Source organism: Streptomyces sp. NPDC006997 (genome assembly GCF_040635175.1).
Classification (GTDB): domain Bacteria; phylum Actinomycetota; class Actinomycetes; order Streptomycetales; family Streptomycetaceae; genus Streptomyces.
Window position 1 is genome coordinate 159800 of the sequence record NZ_JBEYHH010000018.1, and the last position, 16189, is coordinate 175988.

19 protein-coding genes and 2 pseudogenes are annotated in these 16189 nt (G+C 70.7%); 12 read left to right on the top strand and 9 right to left on the bottom strand.

The features are described from left to right. Window positions 1–2: 2 nt before the first annotated feature. Together ABZ659_RS19820 and ABZ659_RS19825 are read left to right on the top strand one after the other, a co-directional pair. Complete coding sequence (locus tag ABZ659_RS19820; protein ID WP_360221369.1) at window positions 3–680, top strand: GAP family protein; 678 nt, start codon at window positions 3–5, stop codon at window positions 678–680. A gap of 46 nt (window positions 681–726) precedes the next feature. Continuing rightward, window positions 727–2388 (top strand): SulP family inorganic anion transporter, encoded by a 1662-nt coding sequence (locus tag ABZ659_RS19825; RefSeq protein ID WP_360221372.1) that lies wholly within the window; start codon window positions 727–729, stop codon window positions 2386–2388. Window positions 2389–2961: 573 nt separating this feature from the next. Here ABZ659_RS19825 and ABZ659_RS19830 read toward each other — a convergent pair. Beyond that, window positions 2962–3162: a hypothetical protein gene (locus ABZ659_RS19830; RefSeq protein WP_360221375.1), complete on the bottom strand. Its 201-nt coding sequence runs from the start codon at window positions 3160–3162 to the stop codon at window positions 2962–2964. Window positions 3163–3211: 49 nt separating this feature from the next. Next, window positions 3212–4156 carry a hypothetical protein gene (locus tag ABZ659_RS19835; protein ID WP_360221378.1) on the bottom strand — a complete coding sequence of 315 codons (945 nt, stop codon included), beginning with the start codon at window positions 4154–4156 and terminating at the stop codon, window positions 3212–3214. 238 nt (window positions 4157–4394) lie between these two features. Here ABZ659_RS19835 and ABZ659_RS19840 point away from each other — a divergent pair, with 238 nt between their 5' ends. Further along, window positions 4395–5126 (top strand): MMPL family transporter, encoded by a 732-nt coding sequence (locus ABZ659_RS19840; protein WP_360221381.1) that lies wholly within the window; start codon window positions 4395–4397, stop codon window positions 5124–5126. A gap of 313 nt (window positions 5127–5439) precedes the next feature. On the opposite strand, the gene ABZ659_RS19845 is transcribed toward ABZ659_RS19840, so the two are convergent. Then, a complete protein-coding gene (locus ABZ659_RS19845) occupies window positions 5440–6090 on the bottom strand; it encodes a TetR/AcrR family transcriptional regulator (RefSeq protein ID WP_360221384.1) in 651 nt (216 codons plus the stop codon). Window positions 6091–6175: 85 nt separating this feature from the next. Between ABZ659_RS19845 and ABZ659_RS19850 the strand changes: the two genes are divergently transcribed. The 5 genes and pseudogenes from ABZ659_RS19850 to ABZ659_RS19870 all read left to right on the top strand — a co-directional run bounded on the left by ABZ659_RS19850 (window position 6176) and on the right by ABZ659_RS19870 (window position 8102). Continuing rightward, window positions 6176–6595 (top strand): nuclear transport factor 2 family protein, encoded by a 420-nt coding sequence (locus ABZ659_RS19850; protein ID WP_360221387.1) that lies wholly within the window; start codon window positions 6176–6178, stop codon window positions 6593–6595. After that, window positions 6592–6807, top strand: a complete 216-nt coding sequence (locus tag ABZ659_RS19855) for a heavy-metal-associated domain-containing protein (RefSeq protein ID WP_360221390.1) — start codon at window positions 6592–6594, stop codon at window positions 6805–6807. The genes ABZ659_RS19850 and ABZ659_RS19855 overlap by 4 nt, the downstream gene beginning before the upstream one ends. 291 nt (window positions 6808–7098) lie before the next feature. Then, window positions 7099–7293 (top strand): annotated as a pseudogene (locus ABZ659_RS19860) (VapC toxin family PIN domain ribonuclease); the annotation flags it as partial. Between the two features lie 135 nt (window positions 7294–7428). Continuing rightward, the gene (locus ABZ659_RS19865; RefSeq protein WP_360221393.1) at window positions 7429–7707 is read left to right on the top strand and encodes a hypothetical protein; all 279 of its coding nucleotides are present in this window, start codon (window positions 7429–7431) and stop codon (window positions 7705–7707) included. Then, a complete protein-coding gene (locus ABZ659_RS19870) occupies window positions 7704–8102 on the top strand; it encodes a PIN domain-containing protein (RefSeq protein ID WP_360221396.1) in 399 nt (132 codons plus the stop codon). The genes ABZ659_RS19865 and ABZ659_RS19870 overlap by 4 nt, the downstream gene beginning before the upstream one ends. A 540-nt stretch (window positions 8103–8642) precedes the next feature. On the opposite strand, the gene nhaA is transcribed toward ABZ659_RS19870, so the two are convergent. Beyond that, a complete protein-coding gene (nhaA, locus tag ABZ659_RS19875) occupies window positions 8643–9959 on the bottom strand; it encodes a Na+/H+ antiporter NhaA (RefSeq protein WP_360221399.1) in 1317 nt (438 codons plus the stop codon). A 371-nt stretch (window positions 9960–10330) separates the two neighbouring features. Between nhaA and ABZ659_RS19880 the strand changes: the two genes are divergently transcribed. Beyond that, complete coding sequence (locus ABZ659_RS19880) at window positions 10331–10825, top strand: DUF5994 family protein (protein ID WP_360221402.1); 495 nt, start codon at window positions 10331–10333, stop codon at window positions 10823–10825. A gap of 84 nt (window positions 10826–10909) precedes the next feature. On the opposite strand, the gene ABZ659_RS19885 is transcribed toward ABZ659_RS19880, so the two are convergent. Both ABZ659_RS19885 and ABZ659_RS19890 read right to left on the bottom strand, forming a co-directional pair. Continuing rightward, on the bottom strand, window positions 10910–11323 hold the full coding sequence (locus ABZ659_RS19885; RefSeq protein WP_360221405.1) for a DUF5994 family protein: 414 nt from the start codon (window positions 11321–11323) through the stop codon (window positions 10910–10912). Between the two features lie 148 nt (window positions 11324–11471). Then, a complete protein-coding gene (locus tag ABZ659_RS19890) occupies window positions 11472–11696 on the bottom strand; it encodes a hypothetical protein (protein WP_360221408.1) in 225 nt (74 codons plus the stop codon). Window positions 11697–11887: 191 nt separating this feature from the next. Here ABZ659_RS19890 and ABZ659_RS19895 point away from each other — a divergent pair, with 191 nt between their 5' ends. Further along, window positions 11888–12463 (top strand): DUF5994 family protein, encoded by a 576-nt coding sequence (locus tag ABZ659_RS19895; protein WP_360221411.1) that lies wholly within the window; start codon window positions 11888–11890, stop codon window positions 12461–12463. A gap of 20 nt (window positions 12464–12483) precedes the next feature. Then, window positions 12484–12750, top strand: a complete 267-nt coding sequence (locus ABZ659_RS19900; RefSeq protein ID WP_360221414.1) for a hypothetical protein — start codon at window positions 12484–12486, stop codon at window positions 12748–12750. On the opposite strand, the gene ABZ659_RS19905 is transcribed toward ABZ659_RS19900, so the two are convergent. From ABZ659_RS19905 to ABZ659_RS19915, 3 genes and pseudogenes are all read right to left on the bottom strand, one after another. After that, window positions 12747–13787, bottom strand: a complete 1041-nt coding sequence (locus ABZ659_RS19905) for an acyl-CoA desaturase (protein ID WP_360221417.1) — start codon at window positions 13785–13787, stop codon at window positions 12747–12749. The genes ABZ659_RS19900 and ABZ659_RS19905 overlap by 4 nt on opposite strands. 100 nt (window positions 13788–13887) lie before the next feature. Beyond that, complete coding sequence (locus ABZ659_RS19910) at window positions 13888–14394, bottom strand: DUF5994 family protein (protein WP_360221420.1); 507 nt, start codon at window positions 14392–14394, stop codon at window positions 13888–13890. 502 nt (window positions 14395–14896) lie between these two features. Continuing rightward, window positions 14897–15442 (bottom strand): annotated as a pseudogene (locus ABZ659_RS19915) (PP2C family protein-serine/threonine phosphatase); the annotation flags it as partial. 311 nt (window positions 15443–15753) lie between these two features. Here ABZ659_RS19915 and ABZ659_RS19920 point away from each other — a divergent pair. Then, window positions 15754–16110 (top strand): hypothetical protein, encoded by a 357-nt coding sequence (locus ABZ659_RS19920; protein WP_360221423.1) that lies wholly within the window; start codon window positions 15754–15756, stop codon window positions 16108–16110. Window positions 16111–16189 lie beyond the last annotated feature (79 nt).

The window sequence follows — 16189 nt, forward strand, 5'->3', positions numbered from 1 at the left end:
CCGTGGGTGAGGCGATCGGTCAGATTCTGTCCTACGGCGTCGCCGTGGCGCTGAGCGCGTTCCCGATCATCGGTGTGGTGCTCATGCTGGCCACCCCCAGGGCGCGCTCCAACGGACCCGCGCTGCTCCTGGGCTGGGCCGTCGGCCTGGCCCTCGTCGGCACGATCGTGCTGCTGGTCTCCGGCGGCGCCGGTTCGAGCGACCAGGGCCAGCCGGCCGACTGGGTCAGCGCGCTCGACCTGGCGCTCGGCGTGCTGCTGCTGTGGGTGGCGGTGAAGGAGTGGCGCGGCCGACCGGGCCGCGACGAGGAGGTGGCGCTGCCGAAGTGGATGAAGACGGTCGACTCGTTCACCCCTGCCAAGGCGCTGGCACTCGGCACGGCGCTGTCCGCCCTCAACCCGAAGAACCTGCTGCTCTCGATCGCCGCGGCGTCGGCGATCGCGCGAACCGACACCTCCGCCGGCGCACAGGCCGGGGCACTGGCGGTGTACGTGGCGCTCGGGTCGCTCGGTCCCGGAACGCCGGTCGTGCTCTACTTCGCCCTCAAGGAGCGCTCCCGGCACATCCTTGAGGATCTCAGGCTCTGGATGGAGCGGAACAACACGGTGATCATGGCGGTGATCTGCCTGGTCTTCGCCGCGAAGCTGGTGGGCAACGCCATCAGCGGGTTCTCCTCCTGATGCGGGTCTCCTGATGCGGGCGAGCGGGCTCGGACTGTTCCCCTCCTTGCGGGGATACCGGCGGCAGTGGCTGGCACGGGACGCCCTGGCCGGGGTGACGGTGTGGGCGATCCTGGTGCCCGAGGCACTCGCCTACGCGACGATCGCCGGCGTCTCGCCCGTGGTCGGTCTCTACGCCGCGCCCGCGGCCCTGATCCTCTACGCCGCCTTCGGCAGCTCGAAGCACCTGGTGGTCGGGCCGATGGCGGCGACGGCGGCGCTCTCCGCGGCGGTCGTCGGTGAGGCCGCCGGCGGTTCGGGCGCGGACTTCACCGCGATGACGGCCGCACTGGCCGTGACCGTGGGCGTCGCGGCGCTCCTCGCCGGACTGCTGCGCCTCGGCTTCCTCGCCAGCTTCATCTCCGAGCCGGTGCTGAAGGGCTTCATCGTCGGCCTGGCACTGACGATCATCGCGGGCCAGCTCCCGAAGCTGTTCGGTGTCGAGGGCGGGTCGGGGGACTTCTTCGAGAAGGTCTGGGCCCTGATCGGCGACCTCGGCGGAACCAGTGGCCCCACGGTCCTGATCGGCGTCGGCAGCCTCCTCCTGATCCTCCTCCTCAAGCGGGTCGCCCCGATCGTGCCCGGCTCGCTGATCGCGGTGGCGCTGGGGATCGCGGCGGCGGTGGTCTTCGATCTGCGGGACCACGGGGTCGATGTCGTCGGCAGCGTCGAGACCGGGCTGCCCTCGTTCGGCTTCCCCGATGTCTCGGTCGACGACCTCGGCCGCCTCGCCGCCGGAAGTGTCGGCGTGCTGCTGGTCGCCTTCGCCGAGGGACTCGGAGCGGCGAAGAACTACGCCGCCCGCGACCACTACGAGGTCGACGCCGACCGCGAGCTGATCGGGCTCGGCGCGGCCGGCCTGGGCGCCGGTCTGTCCGGCGGCATGACCGTCAACGGCAGTCTCTCGAAGACCGCCGTCAACTGGTCGGCGGGCGCCCGCTCCCAGTTGGCCGGGGTCTTCGTCGCCCCCCTGACCGTGATCACGCTGCTCTTCCTCACCGGCCTCTTCGAGAAGCTCCCCGAGGCGGTGCTGGCGGGGGTGGTGGTCGCGGCGGTGGTCGAACTGGTCGACATCCCCTCGCTGCTCGTCCTCTACCGTGTCTTCACCCGCAGGCTCGGCCAGGCCTACGGCGTCGCCGCCCGGCCCGACTTCCTCGCCGCGGTCGCCGCGATGCTCGGGGTGATGGTCTTCGACACGCTGCCCGGCCTCTTCATCGGCATCGGTGCCTCGCTGCTCCTGCTCCTCTACCGCTCCTCCCGGCCGGTCATCAGCGAACTCGGGCAACTGCCGGGCGACGGCCACTTCGTCGCGCTCGACAGGCACGCGGACAGTCGCAGGATCCCGGGGGTGGTCGTGCTGCGGGTCGAGGCGGGCATCTACTTCGCCAACGCCGAGCGGATCCGGTCCACGGTACGCGGAGCCGCCGACAGGGAAGGGACGACGGCGGTCGTGATCGACGCCGAGACGGTTCCCTTCGTCGACGTCAGCGCGGTGCGTATGCTCGACGAGCTGGCCGAGGAACTGGAGGCCCACGGAGTCCGTCTCCTGCTGGCCCGCGACGTGGGCCAGGTACGGGACGTGCTGCGCACCGCCGAAGCCAGGGCGGAGCTGAGGCACGTTCACCCCACCGTACGGGCGGCTGTGGACGCGGCCAGGACCGGCACATGACGCGACCGTGCCCTGCTCCCCTCCACGGCCTGGCCGGCTTTCTGCGTGTCGACGGGTAGCGGAGCAGGTCACAACAAGCACGGCATGTCTGCGTAATTCAGCTTTTCCCGCCCATTACTGTGCGCACTGACTGAAGGGCAGGAAGCGAGGGCCGCCCGGCAGGGCCGCTGGAGCGCTGACGCGGAGGGAACACGTCCATGACCCCTGACGGCTGCTCGTGCAGTGGTCCGCACATGCGCCCGCGGTCGGGACCGACGGGAAGCACCAGCGAGACGTACCTCACGGCCCGGGGGCACGTCCCCGGTATGATCCTCGGCCTCCTGGCTCCGGCCCAGCCGCCCGGCAGCGGTGCCGCCACGGGGGAGGGACGGCGGACCTCATGATGTCCCCCGCCGTTTCGGGAGGTGCGGACGGTTCCGGCGGTCCGCTCGGCCGTTCGGGTGCTCCACGTCCGGTGAGGTGGGGCAGTTGGGTGGCCCGCCGCCGGTGGTGGGTCCTGTCCTTCTGGGCCGTGGTCTTCGTTGCCTCGGGCCTCGCGTATCCCCATCTGGTCTCGACTCTCGCCGCGTCCGACTACAGCGTGACCGGCTCGGACTCCCAGCAGGTCTCCCAACTGCTGGAGTCCGACTTTCCCACCGCCGGGGCCGAGCAGGACGTGATCGTCTTCGACTCGGACACCTTGACCGTCAAGGACGAGGAGTACGTCCAGACCGTGGACCGGGTGGTGGGGGCCGTACGGGACGAGCCGGGGGTCACGTCCGTGCTGGGGCCCACCGACCCCGGCCTGCAGAACGTCCTGTCGCGCGGATCGGCGGCGGTGGCCTCACTGGGCCTGGCCGGCGACGACCGTGAGCGTGGCGATCGGGCCGCCGATCTCCAGGACGTCGTGCGAGACGCGGCGGCCGACTCCCCGGTCCACGCCTATCTGACGGGGTACTCGCCGACGGCCAACGACCTGACCGAGGTGGAGAACGCCGACGTGGAGCGGGCCGAGTCGATCGGCGTTCCGGTCGCCTTCCTGGTCCTGCTCATCGCGTTGGCCGCCCTGGTCGCCTCGTTCGTTCCCCTGATCACCGCTCTGGTCAGCCTCACGACCACCTTCGGTGTCCTCGCCGTGCTGACGACCGTGACGGTGTTCGACGCCTTCCTCCTCTCGATCGTCACGATGATCGGAGTGGGGATCTCGATCGACTACTCCCTCTTCATCCTGTTCCGCTTCCGCGAGGAGCTGACCCGTGTCCGGTACGGGGAACGCGCTGACGCCGTCGCCCACTCGGTGGGTGTGGCGATGGCGACGAGCGGCCGCACGATCGCCTACTCCGGCGCGATCGTCGCCATCTCCCTGCTCTCCCTGTTCGTAGTGGACTCGCCGCTGTTCCACGGCATCGCGCTGGGTTCCGTGCTGGTGGTCCTGTGCACGCTGGTGGTCGCTTGGACGATGCTGCCCGCGCTGCTGGCGGCGCTCGGCGAGCGTGTCAACCGAGGGGCACTGCCCCGGCGTCTGCGGCCGAGGGAAGACGTCGCGGACGCGACCGGACGGCCCGGCGGCTGGGAACGCTGGGCCCGCACCGTTCTCGCCCACCCGTGGATGGCCGTCCCCGCCGCGGTCCTGCTGGTCCTTTTCGCCCTGCCGACGGCCGGCATCAAGCTGGGCATCGACCTGGGCATCTCCGCGATCTCCGACGAGCCGTCCGGAAAGGGCGCCGCGATCCTCGCCGACAAGTTCAGCGCCGGCGCGTTGTCCCCGGTCCAGGTCCTGGCGTCGCATGAGGGCTCGGGGGCGCTCAGCGCGAGCGACCTGGCGACGATCGACTCGTTCACGCGGTCGCTGGCTGAGGACCCTCGGGTGGCCGGCGTGTACTCCGTCTCGACGCTGCTCAGACAGACGACGGGGACGGTGTCCCCGCAGGCACTGCGACAGCTGGAGCAGGATCCGGCGGTGAAGCCGGGTCCTCGCTCAGACGGTGAATGTCGGCGGTGGGGGCAACCGCACGGTCATCACGATCGTGCCGAGGGCTCCCGTGGACTCCTCCGAGGCGACCGGCCTGGTGGAGGTCCTGCGGGACGAGGTGATCCCCGCGCGGACCGCGTCGGCCGGCCCGCAGATGCTGGTGGGTGGCGAGACAGCACAGTTCACCGACCTGTCCGACGAGACTCTCGGCAAACTCCCCCTGGTCATGGGGATGGTGCTGACGCTGACGTTCTTCTACCTGCTGTTGATCTTCCGCTCGCTGCTGCTGCCGCTGAAGGCGGTCCTGCTGAACCTGCTCGCGACCTTCGCGGCCTTCGGGATCACGACCTGGGTGTTCCAGAAAGGGCACCTGGAAGACCTCTTCGACTTCACCAGCGCGGGCTTCGTCCAGGTCTACCTCCCGATCATGGTCTTCGCCCTGTTGTTCGGCCTGTCCATGGACTACGAGGTGTTCCTCATCGGCCGGATGCGGGAGGAGTACCTCCGCACGCACGACAACGACCACGCGGTGGCCAAGGGCCTGGCGCACACGGCGAGGCCGATCGCCGCCGCCGCGGTCATCATGACGGCCGTCTTCGGCTGCTTCCTCGTCGCCGACGTGCTCGAACTCAAGGAATTCGGCCTCGCCCTGGCCGTGGCGGTCCTGCTGGACGCGACGCTCGTCCGCCTGCTCCTGGTACCGGCGTTCATGAAGGTCGCGGGCAGGGCCAACTGGTGGGTGCCGGCGTTCCTGGACCGGCACCTGCCCCGAGTCAGCCTCGACTGATCCGTCGACAGTGGCACCGGGTTCGGCCACTGCCGGGTGTGCGTGATCCGCCGGCGTCGTGTTCCCGCCCCGCCCTTGAGGCTGCGTCGGCGGCTGAAGGCCACCACGTCGTCTGATCCGGCGGTGCGACGGTCCCCGAGGACATGTGCCGCGTCACGGCTTCGGCGGCGGTCAGGGTGGGGGCGACGAGGCCAAGCCCTCTGCGCCGCCCACCGAGGGCACGGCACCGGCGACGCCCGACCGGCAAGCCGGGACCGCGTCACATCAGTACCGCGCCCGCCGTGATCCTGACATCGGGCGTCCGGATGCCTCGTTAGCCGCAGCAGTCCCCGGCATTCGCATCGGGCGCGGACGGTGCACTACCTCGGGCGTCCGCTGGTTCGGCGGCGCCGAGCAGGCGGAGCAGGCTGACACGCAGCACATCCTGCGCCACCGCCGCGGGTAGTCGGCCGGCGTCCTGCTCCGTGCTCGCCGTGTGCCCGAGCGCCGTAATCGAGGCGACGAGCCAGTCGACGGGAAGCCTGTCGTCGAATTCCCCGGCCTGTTGACCTCGCTCGATCACCCGTCCAATCCGCTCCGTGACGGGCAGGTGCCGGTCGCGGTCGACCTCTGCGCTGACGGGCTGGGCGCTGATCATTTTCAGCAGCACGGGATAACGCTCGGTCACCTGGGCGCTGGCACCGATCATGCGGAGCAGCGTTCCCGTCGCGGTGTCGGTGTCCAGATCGATGGCGTCCATGGCGGCGACGGCCTCGTCGGTGATCCGCTCGACCACGGCCAGCAAGAGCTGTTCCCGGGAGGGGAAGTGGGCGTAGATCGTCGGTCGGGTCACCCCCGCGGCCCCGGCGATGGTCTCCAGGCCGGCGTCGGGCTCGACGTTGAGGACCTGGGTTGCGGCATCCAGGATGGCGGCCCTGCTGCGGCGGGCGTCAGCGCGGCGGTTGCGGGAAGGGGATGACTTCATCTCTTACATGTTGCCAAACTTGTCAGCGACTGTATATTTGACAGCTCGTAAAAGATAGCGTCCGTACATCGACAGCGGGAGCGACATGCGACCCCTTGGCAGCACCGACCCCGGACAGTTCATCGCGGACTTCTACACCTCCTTGACCGAGGAGTTGCTGCGGTCGGACGAGGACGCAGCGGTGATCATCGATCGCTACCACACTCCGGACATCGTGGAGATCGCCGACGGTCACCGGATGGACCGCGACAAGCTCATCGCGCATTGCCTTCCCGTGCGCAAGAACCGCCCCACCTTGCGGATGGAGGTGCACGAGGCCGTCGTCGACGGCGACCGGCTCGCCGCCCGGTACACCATGCACTCCTCGCAGCGCGGCAAGGACCTCGCCACCGAGGTGTACTTCTTCGGCCGGTTCGCGCCGGATGGGCGTATGAGCCGGGCGCACATGACCACCCGCACTCTCCGGGGCGACGGGCCCGGCGGGCAGCAGACGGTGGCACCGTGACCGAGCGTGTCTACACCGTCCGAGGCATGGTCTGCGGCCACTGCGCGGAGTCGGTCGGTGAAGAGCTCGAAGGAATCGCGGGTGTTACGGCTGTCAACGTGGACGTCGACAGCGGCACGGTTGTGATCACGAGCGGCGAGGCGCTGGACACCGCGAACGTACGCGCGGCGATCGAGGAAGCCGGCTACGAGCTGTCTGCCGAAGGCTCGTAGAAACCTGCCGGCAGCCACCACGCGGCAGCCCCCCTCGAACCGCACACCGAACTGCCCGTGCGCCGGGCGCCACCACGGCCTTCGGCCGACCGCCCGACACGGACACAGAGGGCGCGCCCGCGGGTTCGCGGGCCTCGGGAAGCTCCGCCAGCCGGTGGACGTAGCGGTCGAGCCAGTCACAGGACGCGGGTTCACGCCTGTGGACTTCGGCCTCCACGAGAAGTGGTTCGGTGTAAGAGGCGGCGAGCACGTCGCGGTTCCACGGCCACGGCCCGATGCCTCACACCCATGGTGGGCGCCGCGCAGTCCGTCCGCGTCCGCTACCGTGCGCTGGACCTCGACCTCGCTGACGCGGTCAACGTGGCGCTCGCGGCCGACTACGACACGGACGCGATCCTGACCCTCGACCGACATGACTTCCGGGCCGTACGCCCCTTGGGCCACCACAAGGCGTTTCGGGTACTCCCCGACGATCTCCCGCTCTGACGCGAGGAGAGTCGAACCCGCGGCTTCCGTCAGGGAAGTGACGGGGACTCGGGCGACTCGCGCGGCTCTGACACGTGCTGGCCCGGCCCGTACACGCACTGCGCGCTATGCCATATTGAATGGCATACTTGACGTGTGACTGATGACGTGGACTTCCCACCCGGCGACGGCCCCACCAGCGGTATCTCCGTCACGCTGACCGCCGGAACCCTTCAGGCGATCCGTGAGCGGGTCGGCAAGCGAGGCGTCTCGGCGTACCTGGAGAAGGCGGCCCAGCGCCAGATCGAGCGCGACAACCTGGACGAGTTGATCGCGGACTTCGACGAGATGCACGGCCCGGCCGACCCCGCGGCCGTGGCGGCCAAGCGCGCCCGACTGACCGGAGGCGACTCGAACGCCGGGGTAGCCGCGTGAGCGGTGCCCTGGTCCTGGACAGCGAGGGCCTGGCGAAGGCCGTGCAGCGGGATCGGGAGATTCACGAGTGGCTGACGGCGGCGCGCGACGCGGACCTGCCAGTGATCACCTCGGCCGCCGTGCTGGTCGAGGTGATCCACCCGGAGACCAATGACGCCGCCCTGAAGTGGACCCTGTCCCGCCTGAGTGTCGAGCCGGTGACCCAAACCCTCGCGCAGTCCGCTGCCGCCTTGCTGCGTGCGGCGGGGCTGCACGGCCACAAGTACGCCATCGACGCCATGCTGTGCGCGACCGCCCTGCAGCATCCCGGCCGGGTGACGATCCTGACCTCGGACGTGGAAGACATCGGGTTGCTCACCGCCGAGCATCCGCGCGTGAGCGCGGAGAAGGTCTGAGACAAGGCACCCTGTAGAGCGGCGCTCGCTGCGCACGAGGTTGCCCGGAGGTTGACCGTGCTGGTTGTTTCCGCCTCCTCGCACCCCGCTGCTCAGCGCTCTGCCGCGAATCTGCAACGTGACCACTGATCAAGCGGACAGCAAAAAGGCCCGGGTCTCTGACCTGGGCCTCAATCATGGAGCGGGTGACGAGAATCGAACTCGCGCTCTCAGCTTGGGAAGCGACGGCGCTTGGGCGGGCAGACTGCTGCTGACCTGCGCAGCCCTGTTGCGCGGGGGTTGGCGCGAGTGCTTGGCGTTGCCTCTGTTGACCGTGTCTGTCCGGGCTGAAGGGCACGGTACGGGCACGGCGCCGTGAGGCGGATGAGCGCCGTGCTCACGTCCCTGCAACCGCTCCCGGAGCGTGGTGACGTGCTGAGGCACCGACGGGAGCTTCGCGTTCGCGCACTGGAAATCATGCCTCCTCAGCGGCAGGCGAGGCCGTGGGTAGTCGCGGCCGGTCACGGCATCCAGTGAGTGAGCGGCCGCTGTTGCCGACGATCAGTGCTCGCCGGGGGCGGGCCTGTCCGGGTGCTGCTGGTAGACGTTGGGGATGCCGTCGGCATCCTCGTCGCGGCTCTCCGCCTCCCACAGCCTGCGGTAGACGCGGTCACGACGTTTGACCAGCAGCGTGGCGGCGCCCGCGGCGAGCACCGAGCCCAGCAGGACCGCGGCCTTGATCTGCCCGGTGGCGGTGGGGTCGGGGAAGGACACCTCCGCGATCAGGAGGGCGACCGTGAAACCGATGCCGGACAGCACCGCGAGGGCGAAGACGTCGGCCCACGCCAGGTCGGGGTTGAGCCGGGCGCGGGTGAACCGGGCGGCGAGGTACGTTCCGGTGAAGATCCCCACCGACTTGCCGACGACCAGTCCCAGCAGCACGCCCAGCGGCTCCGGTCGGGTGAAGGTCTCGCCCAGCATGCGGGGCGAGATACTCACTCCTGCGGCGAACAGGGCGAACAGCGGTACGGCGAAACCGGCGGACACTGGTCGCAGGAGGTACTCGGCGCGTTCCCCAGGGGAGGAGTCCTCCCCCGCTTCCGGGCCCCGGACGCAGCGCAGGGCCAGGCCCATGGCCACGCCGGACACGGTGGCGTGCACACCGCCGTTGTAGGTCAGCGCCCAGATGGCCACGCCCAGCGGTACGTACCACCACCAGCCGCGCACCCGGAACCGCTGCAACAGGTAGAACACCACCAGCCCGGCGAAGGCCCCGCCGAGCGCGGCCGGTCGCAGACCACTGGAGAAGAACACCGCCACGACCAGAATCGCGCCCAGGTCGTCGACGACCGCGAGGGTCAGCAGGAAGGCCCGCAGTGCGGTGGGCAGGTGGGTGCTGAGCACGGCGAGCACCGCAAGGGCGAAGGCGATGTCGGTGGCCATCGGCACCGCCCAGCCATCCGCCCGCCCGCCTCCGGCCGTGACCGCGGCCAGGTAGATCGCCGCGGGTACCACCATGCCGCAGACCGCGGCGACGACCGGCAGGAGCGCCATGGCCGGGGTACTCAGCCCGCCGACCAGGAGTTCGCGCTTGAGTTCGATCCCGGCGACCAGGAAGAAGACGGTGAGCAGCCCGTCGGCGGTCCAGTGCTGCACCGAAAGGTCCAGCCCCAGCACGGGTACGCCGAAGTGGACGTCACGCAGCGACTCGTAGCTAGCGCTCCACGGGGTGTTCGCCCACACCAGCGCGACCAGGGCGGCGCCCAGCAGCACCAGGCCGCCGACGGTCTCCGTCCGCAGCGCGCGGGCCACCTGCACGCGTTCTGGCCAGGGCAGCAGCCCGAGAAAGACCGAACGCTCACGCGGTGCAGCAGACAAGGGGAAACCTCCGGGGTACCGCCACGTGGACACAAGAAACCCCACCCCGCGCGCCTTCCGGCGCGTTCCGCCCACGCTATCGTGGCCGTCCTCCCGGCATCTGCACCTGCGCAAGGCACATCCGGATGCCCGGCCGGGAGGGCGGTCAACCGGACACCGCCGACCGCTCCCGGTGCGGGTCAGCCTCGCCTGCTGCCGCATCCCGGCCGAGCAGTGCCGGAAAGCCGCCTGCCCCGACGGGGCCGCCGCGGGCCAGGCGGTGGCGGACAGCGCCTCGGCGACCGGTGGGGCCCCTGGCCGCCGTCAGCCGAGGAGTACCGTGAAGCGAAGAGGGTTTCGGTGCTGTCGTTTCCGGTAGGCAGGCGAGCGCGATGTCCGAGTCAGATTTTTCGCGGGTGACCAGGCTCCTGCCCGACGCTGTCCATCAGGCGGTGCCACGACCAGGGACGGCCGTGGTGCGGCTGGAGACGACCCACGACCGGCAGGGCGCACTCGACGGGGCGTGGTGGCCGCGTTCCCGCGATATCGCCAGTGAACTCCCGGGCCTGGTCACGGCGCTGTCCGAGTATCTCGGGCCCATCACCCGGGTCGGCCTGGACGGCGACGCCTGGGACGGGCTGCCGACGCGGATGACGATCGGCGACCGAATCGTCCACATCGACTCGTTCCCGGTCGGTGACGACACCATCCTCGTCACTCGGGGCGACAAGGATCTCTTCGCCCTCCTCGTGGTCCCGCCGCACGCGACGCGCGACGCCGCGCACGCCGCCATGGCCGCGGCCGTTCGCGCTGGCGGTCAGACGCGGGCGGAACAGATCCTCATCGACACCGGCACCGAGCGAGCCGCCCCGGGGCAATCGACCTGATCGCGCGCGTGCCCCAGGAGCGGCGCGCAGGGGCCCGGCGGCGGGCGGAGGGCTCGGTGCGGCGGACGGGTGCCGTTCTGCCGTTCACCTTGTCGGGGACGCGGACGCGGCCATGAGCAGGGCGGCCGACGACGAATTGGTCGGCGGCGGAACCACGAGAAGATCCCAGCAGCCCGCAGTGTAGGACTGCAACAGGATCCTGTGCCGATTCAACGAATCGGTGAAGCGGTCGACCGTCACCTCGTGATCATTGACGACTACCAGACCGCTCGGGACGGGCCACCAGTGGCGGGGGTTGACGGCGACGTGGGTGAGGCGGCCCCACAGCGGATCGATCACGTCGGCCAATTCGCCGAGTTCACGCGCCAGGTCGCGGGTGCGGGGCCACCAAGCGCCGTCCGGCTGCCCGAAACGGCTGGCAGAGCCGAGGACGAGGCGCGCGGACCGTGGACGGAAGGGTGCCGCGTGCGGACGGAGCTGGGTGGTGTTCAAGGTCATGGTGATACGCCTGACTGCGGGACTTCGTCGCCAGACGGAGCACCCGGTGGTGTTTCACCGAGGACGGGACCGGCGACGGTGCCGACCCGCGAAAGCCCTCGACACCCTTGAGGCTACTCCTCGAGCCGCTCTCACAAGGGGCACGGCCTCAGCGGCTGGTTTCCAGCCATGAACGGGCCGGTCCCTCCACACGGGTCGTGTCCACGGTGAGTTCGAGACGGGTCCCGCCTTCGGCGCCCGCGGGCAAGCTGCGCTGCTCGGTCGCGGCGAAGCTGTGGCGAAGCACCTGGGCCACCCGACGGGCGACCTCGGGTGACGCGGCGACGACCTGGACCTCGGCGTACCCGGCGGGGGGCGGTTCCTGGGACGTCATGACGACCTCGCTGCGCGTCGGAGTCGGAGAGGGGATGTCGGTCACTGTACTCCGACGTACCCGCTCGGACGCCGCGAAGAGTAGGCTGAACGGACCGGGGACACTCCGCGCACGGGCATTCGCGCCCTTGTCGTTCGCGGTGATCGAATACGCCGGGCCGGCTCCGGCCCGCCCGGGGCAGGGTCCGCGTCATGACTGCGACCGTCTTCCATCCGATGACATCCGAAGACCGACACCTCACGTCTCCTGTGCGTCTGTCACTTGCTCCCGCCGGTTCGGCACCGCTCCTGCTGGACGGTGCCTGGTGGCCGCGCTCGCGTGATCTCGCCGCCGAACTGCCCTCCCTGACCGCTGTTCTCGACCCGCTGTGGGGACGGATCACCCGGGTCACGGTGAACCCCGCCCAGTGGCCGGTCGTCCCGCGCAAGGTGCCCGTCGCCGCGCATGTGGTGAAGGTGGGCTGGTTCCGCTTCGAGCAGGACGAGCACGAACTCCTCCTGCTCTCCTACCACGCGGGTCGCTGGAACCTCCTGGTCGTACCCCCGCAGACGCCTCCGGCCGCGGCCGCCTGGCTGATGGCCGCCGTGAGCGACCCACGCCGGACGGCGACCGCGAGCAGCCTGGTGGCGGATGCCGCACGGCTGACGGCGACCACCGAGGTCGACCGCGCCGGGGAGGCGGTGTGGGAGTCGGAAGGGGGACACGCAGTCGGTGCTTCCGTCGTTCCCGCGTGGAGCCGGGTGGTCAGGGTGGCGCCGACGGGCTAGCCGGAGAGGGTGTGAGGACGATGGACGTCTTCGTGACAGTGATCGTGGTGTTGGCGGTGATCGCGGCAGGCGCGTTCCTCATCCACCGGCTGAACTCTCAGCACGGGGAGAGGACGGCCGCCTTCTACTACGACCGCGGCGGTGTGGTCGCGCCGGACCGGAAACCCACCGACAGCCAGCCCGTCCACCACCGGGGTGCCGAGGCGAACGGTGGCGGAGAGCGCCGGGACGGCGGACGTGGACGGCTGCGTCCTCGACGCCGTCCCCACAAGCGCCCGGAACACTAGGCTCGGACGCCGGTCTGCCGGAGCGGTGCGCCGGCGTCGTGGAGGCTGGCGAGCGCCTGCCGGTACGAGGTGGCCAGCCCCGTCTCCGTGTAGTCCACGCCCAGCTCCCGGCAGTACTGCCGGACGATGGCGCGGGCCTTGCGCAGGTTGGGGCTGGGCATGCTCGGGAACAAGTGGTGCTCGATCTGGTGATTCAGGCCGCCGAGCACGAGGTCGGTGAAGCGACCGCCGTTGACGTTGCGTGAGGTGAGCACCTGGCGGCGGAGGAAGTCGGGGCGGTCGTCGGCCGACAGGATCGGCATGCCCTTGTGATTGGGCGCGAAGACGGAACCGAGGTAGACGCCGAACAGGCACTGGTGGATGGCGAGGAAGGCGATCGCCATGCCGGGCGGCAGGACCCAGAACAGGGCGGTCAGGTAGACCGCGCAGTGCGCGAACAGCAGGGCGCCGTCGAGCGTCCGGTGCCTGAGACGGCGGTTCGCGATCGCCCTGCCGCTCGACACGCGCAGGTTGAAGCCCTCCAGTGTGAGCAGGGGAAAGAACAGGAACGCCTGCCAACGGCCGAGCAGGCGGGGGAGACCGGTGGCGGCGCGGGCCTGGTCCGGGGACCAGACGAGCAGGTCGGGGCCGATGTCGGGGTCGAGGTCCGCGGTGTTCGGGTTGGCGTGGTGACGGGTGTGCTTGTCCTGCCACCAGCCGTAACCCATGCCGATCGAAGCCCCGGCGAGCCGCCCTGACAACTCGCTGGCCCGGCGACGGCGGAACACCTGCCGATGGGCCATGTCGTGGGCCAGCAGGGCGACTTGCCCGTACATGGCGGCCATGAAGGCGGCGATCGCCAGGCTCCACCACGAGGGGCCGAGGAGGACGAACCCGATCCATCCGGCGACGTAGAGGCCGGTCACCGCGGTGATCCGTAGCGTGTAGTAGCCGGGGCGGCGCCCCAGCAGTCCGGCGTCCGCGATGTTCTTCGACAGCCGGGCGAAGTCGCTGCCAGGGGTGTCGGAACGCGTGGTGAGGGTGGTGGCCGTGGTCATGAAGGCGAGACTCTCTGAGAAGCGGGCGGATGGCACGGAGTGGCCTTTGGGCGAGACGGACGCGGGGACGGCGCGTACACGGACGTGCCGCCGACGGCACTTACCACCGAGGGGGCCGGGTTCCCAGCCCGATGGGACCCACACGGCCGCTCGGGCCCGTCGCCGCCGTCGGGGACGGAGGTCGCGCTTCCCCGTCGGCGTCGGGCACGCGGTCGTCCAGCGCGTCGGCCATGAGGCGGGCGGCGGTTCCCTCGGTCGTGTCCGGCGGGATCACCAGCAGGTCCCAACGGCCGAGCCCGGGGGAGAGCAGGACGACTCGGTGCGGGGCGTGCGGCGAGGCGAGGGCTTTGTGCAGCCGCACGACCTGGTTGGCGACGAGCATGCGCCCCGGTGCCGCCGACCAGGCCGCGGCGTCCACGGTGACGGCGGAGATGTCGCCCCACGCGTGCGGCAGCGCGGCGAGCAGCTGCGGGAGCTGCGTCAGAAGGTCGCGGGAGTGCGGCCACCACACTCCGTCGATCCGGCGGGGCAGCACGCCGTGTGGCGCGAGACGCAGGCGGAGGGGAAGGGGCAGGGCGGACGGTGGGTCCGGGGCGGTGGTGGTCATGTGAGTTCTCTCTGATGGGGTGGGTTGCCAGGCGGTTCGGCAGGGTGAGGGAGTCCGCCCGGTGAGGGTGGTGATCGGCCGGGGTGGTCCGGTGCGGCGGGCGGTGAGGCGGTCCGGTGCGGGGCGGCGGGTGCCGGGCCCGGCTGCGGCGTGGAGGGCGCGGGTGCACGAGGCCGATGGTCCACCCGCCCCGGCTGGACACCGGATGTGCGCTGGTGGTGGTCGGCGTACCGGAAGTCGAGCCTGCGCGCTCTTGCCGCAATGCGACGACGCATGCGGATCGAAGGGGGAACCTCGGCTTGAAGGGAAACCCCATCCCGCGTGATGTACGCCGGTGAGGGTGGAGCCGGTCCGCCACCGGCGCGCCTGATGCCCTCGTTCCCTCAGCCTACTCCACACCGCGTGAACGCGGTGTGACGGCTGGTCATCAGTGCCGACGCCGCGCGCTCCCCCGCCGCGTGGCCGGGGCGCGGCGGCGGGTGAGCGGACGCCCCCCGCCGTCTCACGGCGGCGGCACGCGCAGGGCGAGCAGGGCCACGTCGTCGGTGCTGCCGGGCGGAACGTGGGCGAGCACGTCACCGCACAGCGTGTCCAGCGGTTCGTGGGCAAGCACGAGGGTGTGCCGGCGCAGCCGGTCCAGGCCCGTGTCGAGGTCGCTGCCCGGGGTCTCGACGAGTCGGTCGGTGTACAGCAGCAGGGTGGAGCCGGGCTCCAGGGCATGTGTGGCGTCCGGTCGGCCGCCCGCGCCGGTGACCGGACCGGTACCGAGGAGGAGCCCCTGGCCTGCTTCCAGGTAGTGCGCCGTGCCGTCCGGGGAGAGGAGCAGCGGGGGCGGGTGTCCCGCACTGGTCCAGCGCAGCGTCCACGGGCCCGTGTCCGGGTCGCCCTCGACGCGGGCGAGGATCAGGGTGGCCAGCGGGACGGTGGTGATCACAGGCATGGCGGCGTCGAGGCGGTCGACGACGGCACTGGGCGGTCCCGTGTGGTCCCAGGCCAGTGAGCGCAGGATGCCGGGCAGTTGCGCCATGCCGGCCGCCGCGGTCAGGTCCACCGCGGGGGCATACGCGCGCCGGGAGTACGGTGGAGATACCGAGAGTTCCTCGCGCACCGGCTCCTACACCCGTGCCGCCCTCGGCGACCGACCACAGCGGGCCGGGTCCGCCCGTGCCCGGGACAGGGCAAGTGCCCATGACCGTGAACGTGCCACTTCCGCCGACGACCACCGAGTTCCTCGGCGGGTGCGCTGGCCTGGACCGGCGAGGTCCCCGCAGGCAGCGTCGGCCGGGGCCGGAGCGAGGTGCGTCGCCACGCGCGGGTGAACGCGTCCGTGCGCTGACACGAGGTCAGGTCGAGGACCGCATGACGGAGTTGGGTGATCTGTACGCACGGACCTCGGGAGGTGGCCCCTGGGCATGGGACCAGGCCCGCGGCGCCTTTCTGCGACGGCTGACGGCGGACGTGCACCGACCGGGATTCGAGTTGGTGATCGCGGAGTCCACCGAGCTGTCCGGATGCGCCTACGGCTTCCCCGTCCGCGGCGACGGGCCCTGGTGGCAGGGCCTCGACGGACACCTTCCCGGGAGCCTGCTGCGCGCCGCCGCCTCCGGCCGCCTCTTCGTGATCTCCGCGATACTCGTTCCGCCCCAGGTCCGCAGAGAGAACCAGGACCGTCCCTGGAACCTCGCCCGGCGCCTGAGAAGCGGGAGTGTCCAGTAGACGGCTGATCCAGTTTCTGTAGTGGTCAGTTGGCGGCCGGGGTGAGCCGGCCTTCGAAGGCGATCTGGAAGGCGTTCAG

What these genes read in the sequence shown, in the direction of transcription:
- ABZ659_RS19920 (WP_360221423.1), top strand. Translation starts at nt 15,754, where the DNA reads ATGACGGAGTTGGGTGATCTGTACGCACGGACCTCGGGAGGTGGCCCC.
- ABZ659_RS19895 (WP_360221411.1), top strand. Translation starts at nt 11,888, where the DNA reads ATGACTGCGACCGTCTTCCATCCGATGACATCCGAAGACCGACACCTC.
- ABZ659_RS19835 (WP_360221378.1), bottom strand. Translation starts at nt 4,156, where the DNA reads ATGCGACGCCAGGACCTGGACCGGGGACAACGCGCCGGCGCTGAACTT.
- ABZ659_RS19845 (WP_360221384.1), bottom strand. Translation starts at nt 6,090, where the DNA reads ATGAAGTCATCCCCTTCCCGCAACCGCCGCGCTGACGCCCGCCGCAGC.
- ABZ659_RS19850 (WP_360221387.1), top strand. Translation starts at nt 6,176, where the DNA reads ATGCGACCCCTTGGCAGCACCGACCCCGGACAGTTCATCGCGGACTTC.
- ABZ659_RS19910 (WP_360221420.1), bottom strand. Translation starts at nt 14,394, where the DNA reads ATGACCACCACCGCCCCGGACCCACCGTCCGCCCTGCCCCTTCCCCTC.
- ABZ659_RS19900 (WP_360221414.1), top strand. Translation starts at nt 12,484, where the DNA reads ATGGACGTCTTCGTGACAGTGATCGTGGTGTTGGCGGTGATCGCGGCA.
- ABZ659_RS19885 (WP_360221405.1), bottom strand. Translation starts at nt 11,323, where the DNA reads ATGACCTTGAACACCACCCAGCTCCGTCCGCACGCGGCACCCTTCCGT.
- ABZ659_RS19905 (WP_360221417.1), bottom strand. Translation starts at nt 13,787, where the DNA reads ATGACCACGGCCACCACCCTCACCACGCGTTCCGACACCCCTGGCAGC.
- ABZ659_RS19880 (WP_360221402.1), top strand. Translation starts at nt 10,331, where the DNA reads ATGTCCGAGTCAGATTTTTCGCGGGTGACCAGGCTCCTGCCCGACGCT.
- ABZ659_RS19890 (WP_360221408.1), bottom strand. Translation starts at nt 11,696, where the DNA reads ATGACGTCCCAGGAACCGCCCCCCGCCGGGTACGCCGAGGTCCAGGTC.